The organism is Pseudomonas sp. DW-iso17 (assembly GCF_058725345.1).
The window spans coordinates 202443-214128 of the sequence record NZ_JBZXEA010000047.1 but is presented as its reverse complement, the minus strand read 5'-3'; the positions used below and the strand labels follow the sequence as shown (position 1 = coordinate 214128).

The window sequence follows — 11686 nt, the reverse complement described above, 5'->3', positions numbered from 1 at the left end:
TTCTCCTCAGAAGCCGGTAGGGGTGCGGGTGTGCCAGTCGGTATTCAACTGGTACTGGTGCGCCACATTGAGCAGGCGGCCTTCCTGGAAATACGGGGCGAGCAATTGCACGCCCACCGGCAGGCCATCGACGAAACCTGCGGGCATGGACAAGCCCGGCAAGCCCGCGAGGTTGGCGGTGATGGTGTAGAGGTCTTCCAGGTACTCGGCGATCGGGTCGCCGGTCTTGGCGCCGATCTTCCACGCCAGGTTTGGCGCGGTCGGGCCGAGGATCACATCGACTTCTTCAAAGGCGGCCATGAAGTCGTTCTTGATCAGGCGACGGATTTTTTGCGCCTTGAGGTAGTACGCGTCGTAGTAGCCGGCGGACAGGGCATAAGCACCGACCATGATCCGGCGCTGCACTTCACTGCCGAAGCCTTCGCCGCGGGAGCGTTTGTACAGGTCGGTGAGGTCTTTCGGGTTCTCGCAGCGATAGCCGAAGCGCACGCCGTCGAAACGCGACAGGTTGGAAGAGGCCTCTGCTGGCGCGATCACGTAGTAGGCGGGAATCGCGTGCTGGTTGTTCGGCAGGCTGATTTCCTTGATCACGGCGCCAAGCTTTTCGAGCTCTTTGATGCTGTTTTGCACCAGTTCGGCGATACGCGGGTCGAGGCCAGCGCTGAAGTATTCCTTCGGCACGCCGATGCGCAGGCCCTTGATCGAGGTGTTCAGGCTGGCGCTGTAGTCCGGCACTGGCTCGTCGATGCTGGTGGAGTCCTGTTTATCGAAGCCTGCCATGCCTTGTAACAATATTGCGCAGTCTTCAGCCGTGCGTGCCAGAGGGCCGCCCTGATCGAGACTTGAGGCGTAGGCGATCATGCCCCAGCGGGAAACGCGACCGTAGGTCGGCTTCAGGCCGGTTAGGTTGGTGAAGGCGGCTGGCTGGCGGATCGAACCGCCGGTATCGGTGGCGGTAGCGGCCGGCAGGAAGCGCGCGGCCACGGCCGCCGCCGAACCACCGGACGAACCACCCGGGACGTGTTCCAGGTTCCACGGGTTTTTCACCGCGCCGTAGTAGCTGGACTCGTTGGCCGAACCCATGGCGAATTCGTCCATGTTGGTCTTGCCAAGGGTCACGGCGCCGGCGGCGGCCAGCTTGGCGACCACAGTGGCGTCGTAGGGCGCCTTGAAGTTGTCGAGCATCTTCGAGCCGCAGCTGGTGCGAATGCCCTGGGTGCAGAACAGGTCCTTGTGGGCGATCGGTGCGCCGAGCAGCGCACCATTCTCACCGTTGGCGCGACGGGCGTCGGCGGCCTTGGCCTGGCTCAGGGCCAGCTCCTCGGTGAGGCTGATGAAGCTGTTGACCTTCGGATCGAGCGCGGCGATACGCGCCAGCAAGGTCTGGGTCAGCTCTTCGGAAGAAAACGATTTGTCGGCGAGACCGCGGGCGATCTCGGCCAGAGTCATGTGATGCATGAAAGGCTCTTTCCCTTTAGTCGATGACTTTCGGAACCAGGTACAGGCCGTTTTCGACCGCTGGCGCGATGGACTGGTAGGCCTCGCGATTATTGCGTTCGGTCACGACGTCTGCGCGCAGGCGCTGGCTGGCTTCCAGTGGGTGAGCCAGGGGCTCGATGCCGTCGGTATTCACGGCCTGCATTTGGTCGACCAGCCCGAGAATGCTGTTCAGGGCTGCGGTGGTCTGTGGAAGATCGGCATCATTAAGGCCAAGCGAGGCCAAATGTGCGATTTTTTCCACGTCGGAGCGTTCAAGCGCCATGGGATTCTCCAGTGGAAAACAGAACGGAGGGCGTCCGTGTGTTAGATTGTCGGAACACTACCGCATTTCTACGGTCATAAGGCCGCGATTGTGGGGGTTGGTGCACAGAAAGTCGGCCAATTTAGCACATTGGCGCCTTGCCCAAAATCCCTGTCGTTGTTAGAGTTTGCCGCACTTTTTTACCCACGCGTTGCCTAGGGTCCTTTCCCCATGTTCAAGAAACTGCGTGGCATGTTTTCCAGCGATCTCTCCATTGACCTGGGCACTGCCAACACCCTTATTTACGTGCGCGAGCGCGGAATCGTTCTGAATGAGCCATCGGTTGTGGCCATTCGGACCCATGGTAATCAGAAAAGTGTCGTTGCCGTTGGCACCGAGGCCAAGCGCATGCTCGGCCGTACACCAGGCAATATTGCTGCCATTCGTCCGATGAAGGATGGCGTGATCGCCGATTTCAGCGTCTGCGAAAAGATGCTGCAGTACTTCATCAACAAAGTTCACGAAAACAGTTTCCTGCAGCCCAGCCCTCGCGTGCTGATCTGCGTTCCGTGCAAGTCCACCCAGGTGGAGCGTCGTGCCATCCGTGAATCGGCCCTTGGCGCCGGTGCCCGTGAAGTATTCCTGATCGAAGAGCCGATGGCGGCTGCGATCGGTGCCGGCCTGCCGGTGGAAGAAGCGCGCGGTTCGATGGTGGTGGATATCGGTGGTGGTACTACCGAAATCGCCCTGATTTCCCTGAACGGTGTGGTGTATGCCGAATCCGTGCGCGTGGGCGGCGACCGCTTCGACGAAGCGATCATCACTTATGTGCGTCGTAACTACGGCAGCCTGATCGGCGAATCCACCGCCGAGCGCATCAAGCAGGAAATCGGCACCGCTTACCCAGGCGGCGAAGTGCGCGAAGTCGATGTGCGCGGTCGCAACCTGGCCGAAGGCGTTCCACGTGCCTTCACCCTGAACTCCAATGAAGTGCTGGAGGCTCTGCAAGAGTCCCTGGCCACCATCGTTCAGGCGGTGAAAAGTGCCCTGGAGCAATCGCCGCCGGAGCTGGCTTCCGATATCGCCGAGCGTGGCCTGGTACTGACCGGTGGTGGCGCCTTGTTGCGCGACCTCGACAAGTTGCTGGCCCAGGAAACCGGCCTGCCGGTGATCGTCGCCGAAGACCCGTTGACCTGCGTTGCCCGTGGCGGTGGTCGTGCGCTGGAAATGATGGATAAACACACCATGGACCTGCTCTCCAGCGAATAAGATTGCCTGGATGGTTCATGCTTCGTCGGCAGGCAGCACTTTGCAGTGCTGCCTGTTGGCGTTTATCTTCTTCAATCTGCATCCAGGCCGGTTTGATGCCGTATGAATAAAGAGAACATTTGCCTGGGAGGAGCGGCTTATTAAACCGCTTTTCGCCAAAGGCCCCTCATTGGGTGTGCGCTTATTGGTGCTGACCGTGCTTTCGGTCGCGCTGATGGTGGTCGATGCCCGCTTTGCACTGCTCAAGCCGGTGCGCAGCCAGATGTCGCTGGTGTTGATGCAGACCTACTGGATCACCGACCTGCCGCAACGTCTCTTCCAGGGCGTGTCCAGCCAATTTGGCAGCCGCACCGAACTGGTCGCCGAGAACGAAAAACTCAAGACTGAAAACCTGCTGTTGCAGGGGCGCATGCAAAAGCTGGCGGCCCTCACCGAGCAGAACGTTCGGCTGCGCGAGTTGCTCAATTCTTCCGCACTGGTCAACGAAAAGGTCGAGGTGGCCGAACTAATCGGCATGGACCCCAACCCCTTTACCCACCGCATCATCATCAACAAGGGTGAGCGCGACGGTGTGGTGCTTGGTCAGCCGGTGCTCGACGCCCGTGGCCTGATGGGCCAGGTGGTGGAGTTGATGCCCTACACCTCGCGGGTGCTGTTGCTGACGGACACGACCCATAGCATTCCGGTACAGGTCAACCGTAACGGTTTGCGCGCGATTGCCAGCGGCACCGGTAACCCGGAACGCCTGGAACTGCGCCATGTGGCCGACACCGCTGACATCAAGGAAGGCGACCTGTTGGTCAGCTCTGGCCTGGGCCAGCGCTTCCCGGCGGGTTATCCGGTGGCGACGGTCAAAGAGGTGATCCACGATTCCGGCCAGCCGTTCGCTATCGTTCGGGCGGTACCGACTGCCGCGCTGAACCGCAGCCGTTACCTGCTGCTGGTGTTCAGCGACAACCGCACCCCGGAAGAGCGCGCTAACGACGCTGCCCAGGCCCAGGAAGCGGAGGACCAGCAGAATGGCACCGCGCCTATCGTGCCGGCCACGGTGCCAAAACCTGCTTTTGTTGGTCCGCCTGCACCCGCGCCAGCCACGTCACCTGCACCGGCAGCACCTGTGACAACGCCGGCCAAACCTGCCGCGCATAACGCGCGCCCGGCTAAACCGACCGCCGCTCCGGCCACCACACCGCAGAGGGGGGACTAATGGCGGGTACTCATTCACGCAATGGCTGGATCGTCTGGCTGACCTTCGCCATCGGCTTGCTGCTCAGCGTTTCGCCGCTGCCGCAGTTCATGGAAATCCTGCGCCCGCTCTGGCTGGCCTTGTTGCTGGCGTTCTGGTCATTGAACCTGCCGCACAAGGTGGGCATGGTCACGGCCATGTGCCTGGGGTTGGCCGAAGATGTGCTGTATGGCACCTTGCTGGGCCAGAACGCGTTGATCCTGACACTGATTACCTTCCTGGTGCTGTCGTTGCAACAGCGCCTGCGCATGTTCCCGATGTGGCAGCAGTGCCTGGTGATCCTGGTGATCTTCGGCCTGGCGCAGTTGGTGCAACTGTGGCTGAGCGCCTTGACCGGCAACCGTCAGCCTACGCTGGCGTTGGTCTTGCCGGCGCTGGTCAGTGCATTGTTGTGGCCCTGGATCAGTTTTGGCCTGCGCGGGCTGCGTCGGCGCTATAAAATCAATTGAATGGTTGCGAGGCTCTGCCTGGTTATCGAACTCAACAGGGAGAGGCTGCAATGAATTCGCTTTACCTGGCCTCGGGCTCCCCGCGGCGACGTGAGCTGTTGACCCAGATCGGTGTGCCCTTCACCGTGGTCAGCGCCGCTATTGATGAAACCCCTCTTGTCAACGAGCCTGCCGTTGCCTATGTCGAGCGCCTTGCGCGCGGCAAGGCGACGGCGGGTTTTATTGCGCTTGGCCAAACCTTGGGCGCCTGTGTATTGGGGGCCGATACGGCTGTGATCGTGGATGGCCAGATCCTGGGCAAGCCCGTTGACCAGGCCGATGCGCTGGCGATGCTGATGGCGCTTTCCGGTCGAGAACATGAAGTGCTCACCGCCATTGCCCTGACTGACGGCCAGCGTTGCGAAACCCGATGTGTAAGCAGTCGTGTACGTTTTCGCGAGGTGTCTGTTCAGGAGGCTACCGCCTACTGGCACAGTGGCGAACCGCAGGACAAGGCCGGCGGCTATGCTATCCAGGGGTTGGGTTCGGTGTTCGTTGCCGGGCTCAATGGCAGTTATTCCGCGGTGGTGGGCCTGCCTGTGTGCGAAACCGCGCAACTCCTGGCGCAATTCGGCATACCCTGTTGGCAAAACCTTACCGTGTGCTGAACGCCGTATTCCAGCGCCAAGCCTTAAGCGACCGGTCACTATTGTGAAAACGCCTGAACGAGACCCAGCCATGAGTGAAGAGATTCTGATCAATATCACGCCGATGGAATCGCGCGTGGCGGTGGTAGAGAACGGTGTTCTGCAAGAAGTGCATGTCGAACGCACCCAAAAGCGCGGGATCGTCGGCAATATCTACAAAGGCAAGGTGGTGCGTGTATTGCCGGGCATGCAGGCGGCCTTCGTCGACATCGGCCTGGACCGTGCAGCGTTTATCCATGCCTCGGAAATTTCCCTGCGCGAGGGCCCTGCGGTGGAAAGCATCAGCGCTCTGGTGCACGAGGGCCAGAGCCTGGTGGTGCAAGTCACCAAGGACCCTATCGGTTCCAAGGGCGCCCGCTTGACCACCCAGTTGTCGATTCCCTCGCGCTACCTGGTGTACATGCCGCGCACTGCCCATGTGGGCATTTCCCTGAAGATCGAAGATGAAGCCGAGCGCGAGCGCCTGAAGAAGGTGGTCAGCGACTGCGTCGCCGCCGAGGGCATCAAGGAAGCGGGTGGGTTTATCCTGCGCACCGCCGCAGAAGGCGCTGGCGCTGACGAGATCCTCATGGATATTCGCTACCTGCGGCGCCTGTGGGATCAGATCGACGCGCAGATCAAGACCATCGGCGCGCCCAGCGTCATCTATGAAGACCTTGGCCTGGCGCTGCGCACGCTGCGCGACCTGGTCAGCCCGAAGATCGAGAAAATTCGCATCGACTCGCGGGAAACCTTCCAGCGCACCACGCAATTTGTCGCTGAGTTGATGCCAGAAATCGCCGATCGCCTGGAACACTACCCCGGCGAGCGGCCGATATTCGACCTGTATGGCGTCGAAGACGAAATCCAGAAAGCCCTGGAACGCAAGGTGCCACTCAAGTCCGGCGGCTACCTGGTGGTAGACCCGGCGGAAGCCATGACCACCATCGACGTCAATACCGGCGCATTCGTGGGCCATCGCAACCTTGAAGAGACCATCTTCAAGACCAATCTCGAGGCGGCTACCGCTATTGCCCGCCAACTGCGCCTGCGCAACCTGGGCGGCATCATCATCATCGACTTCATCGACATGGAAGATGAAGAGCACCAGCGCCAGGTGCTGCGTACGCTTGAGAAGCAACTGGAGCGCGATCACGCCAAGACCAACATCATCGGCATCACCGAGTTGGGCCTGGTGCAGATGACTCGCAAGCGCACGCGTGAAAGCCTGGAACAGGTCCTGTGCGAGCCGTGCAGCAGTTGCCAAGGGCGCGGCAAACTGAAGACCCCGGAAACGGTTTGCTACGAGATTTTCCGCGAGATCCTGCGGGAGGCACGCGCCTATCAGGCCGAAGGTTATAGAGTACTTGCCAATCAGAAAGTGGTGGATCGCCTGCTGGACGAAGAGTCCGGTAACGTCGCCGAACTGGAAAGTTTTATCGGTCGCACGATTCGCTTCCAGGTCGAAACCATGTATTCCCAGGAACAATACGACGTGGTGTTGCTCTGATCCCCAACTGTGCACTTTCTTCGAGACCGGCAGACCTTGATCTGCCGTCCGCTAACTGTTTTTTGAGGGTCGCCTGACATGGAGCGTCTGATACGCTTTTTTGCCGCTTTGACCCGTTGGGGCCTGGGCCTGTGTGCGTTGTCGCTGGTATTGGCGGCGGTGTATGTGAGCCTGGGGCGCGAACTCACCCCGCTGGTGGCTGAATACCGCGCCGAAGTCGAGGCCAAGGCCCAGGCTGCGCTGGATACGCCGCTGCATATCGGTAGTCTTGAAGGCCGTTGGAGCGGGTTTGCCCCGGTATTGCTGGCCCACGACGTCATGGTCGGCGAGGGCAGCAGTGCCTTGCGCCTGGACCAGGTGGAAGTGGTGCCGGATATGTGGGCCAGCCTGATGGCCCGGGAAGTGCGTATCGCCCATCTGCAAGTCAGTGGCTTGCAACTGAGCGTCAAGGAGGACCAGGACGGCCGCTGGACCCTGCAAGGCTTGCCGGTGCAGGACGACCAGCCGTTGGACCCGCAACAACTGCTGACGCGCATGCAAATGGTCAAGCGCGTGTCGGTGCTGGACAGCCAGGTGACCCTGCAACCCTTCGACCAGGCACCAGTGACCGTGACCTATGTGGGCCTGAGCCTGCATACCGGCATGAGCCAGCAGCGTCTGGATGCTCGCCTGACATTGCCCGATGGCCAACCGTTGGCGGTCAGCCTGCGCAGCCGCATTCGCGCCAGTCAGTGGAAAGACGCTGAGGTCGATGCCTACCTGAGCCTGCCGCAAAGCGACTGGGCCAAGTGGATTCCCGCCAGGCTGACCCAGCAATGGAAGCTGACGCAATTGAAGGCCGGCGGTGAGTTTTGGCTCAGTTGGGCCAAAGGCACGGTGCAAAGCGCGGCGGTACGCCTCAATTCGCCCCAAGTGAAGGGCAGCTACGCCGACCGTAAGCCGGTGCACCTTGAAAACCTGGCCCTGACCGCCTACCTGCAACGCAGTGACACTGGCCTCAAGGTGCTGTTTGATTCCCTGGCGATGAACATTGGCGAAACCCGCTGGGAATCGCGCCTGCAATTGCAGCAAAACCTGGCGACCGACAAAGAACAGGAGGTGTGGAAATTGCAGGCCGACCGTCTCGACCTGGCCCCCATTACCCCGCTGCTCAACGCCTTGGCGCCGCTGCCGGACGGTTTCGCCAAGGCCGTCGAACACCTCAAAGCCACTGGCCTGTTACGCAATGTGCTGGTGGACTTCCGACCGCAAGACACCACCGACCGAAAACTCAGTTTTGCCGCCAACCTGGAACGTGTCGGCTTCGATGCCTACTTTGGCGCGCCAGCCGCACGCAATGTGTCCGGCAGCATCAGTGGCGACCTGGGCCAGGGCGAGTTGCGCATGGACAGCAAGGACTTTTCCTTGCATCTGTATCCGATCTTCGCCAAGCCGTGGCAGTACATCCAGGCCAATGCACGCCTGACCTGGAAGCTGGACAAGCAAGGCTTCACCCTGATCGCCCCATATATCAAGGTACTGGGCGAGGAAGGCAAGGTGGCGGCGGACTTCCTGATTCGCCTGCATTTCGACCACAGCCAGGAAGACTACATGGACCTGCGGGTCGGCATGGTCGATGGCGATGGCCGTTTCACCCCCAAGTACCTGCCCGCCGTGTTGAGCCCGGCGCTGGATGAGTGGTTGCGCACGGCGATCCTCAAGGGCGCGGTGGACGAAGGCTTCTTCCAGTACCAGGGTTCGCTCAGCCACAATGCACTGCCCGCGTCGCGCAATATCAGCCTGTTCTTCAAGGTGCATGATGCCGAACTCGCCTTCCAGCCGGGCTGGCCGCACGTGAACAAGGTCAATGGCGAAGTGTTTGTCGAGGAGAGCGGCGTACGCATTCTGGCGAGCAAGGGCCAATTGCTCGACACCCAGGTCAAGGATGTCTACGTCAATATCCCCCACGCCCCAGCGGGCGGGGACAGTCATCTGCTGCTCACGGGCGGGTTCTTTGGCGGTTTGGGCGACGGCCTGAAGATCCTTCAAGAAGCGCCGATTGGCACGGCGTCTACGTTCGCTGGCTGGAAAGGCGAGGGCGACCTGCAAGGTAGCCTGGACCTGGACGTACCGCTGGCCAAAGGCACTGAGCCCAAGATCGTGGTGGACTTCAAGACCGACAAAGCGCGCCTGCAATTGGCGGAACCGCCGCTGGACCTGACCCAGCTCAAGGGCGATTTTCGCTTCGACAGCGCCAAGGGCCTGAGCGGGCAGAAGATCTCGGCCCAGGCGTTCGACCGCCCCATCACGGCGCAGATCTTTGCCGAAGGCAAACCGGGCAATATCAGCACGCGGGTGACTGCCAATGGCCAGGTCACCGTCAAGCGCCTTACGGACTGGTTGAAAATCAGCCAGCCGTTGCCGGTCTCCGGCGATATTCCCTACCAGTTGCAAGTGATCCTCGACGGCGCGGACAGCCAGTTGATGGTCAATTCCAACCTCAAGGGTGTCGCGGTGGACCTGCCGGCACCGTTCGGCATGCCGGCCAGCCAGGGACGTGACAGCACCTTCCGCATGACTTTGCAGGGCGCTGAACGCCGTTACTGGTTTGATTACGGCGAGCTGGCTAACTTCACCTTTGCTGCGCCGCCGGACAAGTTCAATGATGGCCGCGGCGAATTGTTCCTCGGCGATGGTGATGCCGTGTTGCCCGGTGCCAAAGGCCTGCGCATTCGTGGCGTGCTGTCGGAACTGGATATCGATCCCTGGAAGAAACTCGTGGATCGCTACGCGGGCAATGATCCAGGTGGCAACGCCAAGCAACTGCTCAGCGGTGCGGACTTCAAAGTGGGCAAGCTGACCGGGTTTGGTACCCAGTTTGACCAGGTCAGCTTGCAGCTCGATCGCAAACCAGCGGCCTGGGGCCTGCAACTCGATAGCCAGCAAGCCAAGGGCGCGGTGAACCTGCCGGACGCCAAAGGCGCGCCGATTGCGGTCAACCTCAAGTATGTGAAATTGCCTGCGCCAGACCCGACCGCGCAGGCGGACGAAAACGCGCCGGACCCGCTGGCCGATATCGACCCCAAGAGCATTCCGGCACTGGATATTGCCGTCGACCAGCTGTTCCAGGGCTCGGACCTGATCGGGGCCTGGTCGCTGAGAATCCGCCCGACCGCCAAGGGCCTGGCCTTCAATAACCTCGACCTTGGCCTCAAGGGCATGCTGCTCAAGGGCGCTGGGGGTTGGGAAGGTGCGCCAGGCGCCAGCAGCAGTTGGTACAAGGGCCGCCTCGATGGGCGCAACATTGCCGACGTGCTCAAGGGCTGGGGTTTTGCGCCTACGGTGACCAGCGAAGACTTTCATCTGGACGTCGATGGCCGCTGGCCGGGCTCGCCGGCCTGGGTCGGGCCCAAGCGGTTTTCCGGCAGCCTGGATGCCGCGTTCCGTAAAGGTCAGTTCGTCGAAGTGGAGGGCGGGGCCCAGGCATTGCGAGTGTTTGGCCTGCTTAACTTCAACTCCATTGGCCGGCGTTTGCGTTTGGACTTTTCCGACTTGTTCGGCAAGGGCTTGAGCTACGACAGGGTCAAGGGCTTGTTGGCCGCCAGTAATGGCGTGTTCGTGACCCGCGAGCCCATCACCATGACCGGGCCTTCCACCAATCTGGAGCTTAACGGCACCCTGGATCTGGTTGCCGATCGCGTCGACGCCAAATTGCTGGTCACCTTGCCTGTGACCAACAACCTGCCGATTGCGGCGCTGATTGTCGGTGCGCCGGCCATTGGTGGTGCGCTGTTTTTGATCGACAAGCTGATCGGTGACCGGGTTTCGCGCTTCGCCAGTGTGCAATACAAGGTGCAAGGCCCCTGGAAGGATCCAAAAATCACCTTCGACAAGCCATTTGAAAAGCCAAACTGAGAGCCTGTGGAGTAGCATGGCCCCATGCCCTGTATGGAGTGTCGGCCCATGTCCTTTGCGGTAATTCAAATGGTCAGCCAGAGTGACGTGCTGGCCAACCTCGCCCAGGCGCGTCGCCTGCTGGAGCAGGCGGCGGCCGGTGGCGCGAAACTCGCGGTGCTGCCAGAGAATTTCGCCGCCATGGGGCGCCGCGATGTGGCCGACATTGGCCGCGCCGAGGCGTTGGGGCAAGGCCCTGTGCTGCCCTGGTTGAAACAGGCCGCCCGCGACCTCACCTTATGGATAGTGGCCGGCACATTGCCGTTGCCGCCCAAGGACCAGCCCCATGCCAAACCCAATGCTTGCTCGCTGCTGATCAACGATCAGGGTGAAATAGTCGCTCGCTACGACAAACTCCACCTGTTTGATGTGGACGTAGCGGATGCTCGCGGTCGTTATCGCGAATCTGACGACTATGCTTTCGGTAACCAGGTGGTGGTGGCGGATACGCCGGTGGGCCGTGTGGGGTTGACGGTGTGTTACGACCTGCGTTTCCCCGAACTGTACAGCGAGTTACGTGCGGCGGGGGCTGAACTGATTACCGCGCCCTCGGCCTTCACGGCAGTGACAGGGGCTGCGCATTGGGATGTGCTGATTCGCGCACGTGCCATCGAAACTCAGTGCTACCTGCTGGCAGCCGCCCAGGGCGGTGTGCACCCAGGCCCACGGGAAACCTTTGGCCACGCGGCGATTGTCGACCCTTGGGGCCGAGTGCTGGCGCAACAGGATCAAGGTGAGGCGGTGTTACTGGCCGAACGCGATAGCAGTGAACAGGCGTCGATACGGGCGCGCATGCCGGTGGCCAATCACCGGCGCTTTTTCTCGCAGGGCGCGCAGCGGCCTGCTTCAGAACGATGAATTTAAGGCCAAACC

9 protein-coding genes are annotated in these 11686 nt (G+C 61.1%); 7 read left to right on the top strand and 2 right to left on the bottom strand.

Annotated features, from left to right (window positions below; genetic code table 11):
* Positions 1 to 6: 6 nt before the first annotated feature.
* Both gatA and gatC read right to left on the bottom strand, forming a co-directional pair.
* Positions 7 to 1458: an Asp-tRNA(Asn)/Glu-tRNA(Gln) amidotransferase subunit GatA gene (gene gatA, locus AC4PS6_RS27370; RefSeq protein WP_014716920.1), complete on the bottom strand. Its 1452-nt coding sequence runs from the start codon at positions 1456 to 1458 to the stop codon at positions 7 to 9.
* Between the two features lie 16 nt (positions 1459 to 1474).
* Entirely contained in the window at positions 1475 to 1762 is a 288-nt protein-coding gene (gatC, locus tag AC4PS6_RS27365; RefSeq protein WP_003188556.1) for an Asp-tRNA(Asn)/Glu-tRNA(Gln) amidotransferase subunit GatC, read from the bottom strand.
* Between the two features lie 210 nt (positions 1763 to 1972).
* Between gatC and mreB the strand changes: the two genes are divergently transcribed.
* From mreB to AC4PS6_RS27330, 7 genes are all read left to right on the top strand, one after another.
* Positions 1973 to 3010, top strand: coding sequence for a rod shape-determining protein MreB (mreB, locus tag AC4PS6_RS27360; protein WP_002555108.1), 1038 nt, complete (start codon positions 1973 to 1975; stop codon positions 3008 to 3010).
* Between the two features lie 139 nt (positions 3011 to 3149).
* Positions 3150 to 4217 carry a rod shape-determining protein MreC gene (mreC, locus tag AC4PS6_RS27355; RefSeq protein ID WP_072434182.1) on the top strand — a complete coding sequence of 356 codons (1068 nt, stop codon included), beginning with the start codon at positions 3150 to 3152 and terminating at the stop codon, positions 4215 to 4217.
* On the top strand, positions 4217 to 4705 hold the full coding sequence (gene mreD, locus AC4PS6_RS27350) for a rod shape-determining protein MreD (protein WP_003188558.1): 489 nt from the start codon (positions 4217 to 4219) through the stop codon (positions 4703 to 4705). Before mreC ends, mreD begins: the two co-directional genes overlap by 1 nt.
* Positions 4706 to 4755: 50 nt before the next feature.
* A complete protein-coding gene (locus AC4PS6_RS27345; protein ID WP_103451294.1) occupies positions 4756 to 5352 on the top strand; it encodes a Maf family protein in 597 nt (198 codons plus the stop codon).
* Positions 5353 to 5422: 70 nt separating this feature from the next.
* Complete coding sequence (gene rng / locus AC4PS6_RS27340; protein ID WP_003188562.1) at positions 5423 to 6880, top strand: ribonuclease G; 1458 nt, start codon at positions 5423 to 5425, stop codon at positions 6878 to 6880.
* Positions 6881 to 6958: 78 nt separating this feature from the next.
* The gene (locus AC4PS6_RS27335) at positions 6959 to 10774 is read left to right on the top strand and encodes a YhdP family protein (protein ID WP_336827013.1); all 3816 of its coding nucleotides are present in this window, start codon (positions 6959 to 6961) and stop codon (positions 10772 to 10774) included.
* Between the two features lie 48 nt (positions 10775 to 10822).
* Positions 10823 to 11671, top strand: coding sequence for a carbon-nitrogen hydrolase family protein (locus AC4PS6_RS27330; RefSeq protein ID WP_094774472.1), 849 nt, complete (start codon positions 10823 to 10825; stop codon positions 11669 to 11671).
* Positions 11672 to 11686: the final 15 nt, after the last annotated feature.

Coding starts and splice junctions, on each gene's coding strand:
- gatA (WP_014716920.1), bottom strand. CDS start 1,458: ATGCATCACATGACTCTGGCCGAGATCGCCCGCGGTCTCGCCGACAAA.
- gatC (WP_003188556.1), bottom strand. CDS start 1,762: ATGGCGCTTGAACGCTCCGACGTGGAAAAAATCGCACATTTGGCCTCG.
- mreB (WP_002555108.1), top strand. CDS start 1,973: ATGTTCAAGAAACTGCGTGGCATGTTTTCCAGCGATCTCTCCATTGAC.
- mreD (WP_003188558.1), top strand. CDS start 4,217: ATGGCGGGTACTCATTCACGCAATGGCTGGATCGTCTGGCTGACCTTC.
- AC4PS6_RS27345 (WP_103451294.1), top strand. CDS start 4,756: ATGAATTCGCTTTACCTGGCCTCGGGCTCCCCGCGGCGACGTGAGCTG.
- rng (WP_003188562.1), top strand. CDS start 5,423: ATGAGTGAAGAGATTCTGATCAATATCACGCCGATGGAATCGCGCGTG.
- AC4PS6_RS27335 (WP_336827013.1), top strand. CDS start 6,959: ATGGAGCGTCTGATACGCTTTTTTGCCGCTTTGACCCGTTGGGGCCTG.
- AC4PS6_RS27330 (WP_094774472.1), top strand. CDS start 10,823: ATGTCCTTTGCGGTAATTCAAATGGTCAGCCAGAGTGACGTGCTGGCC.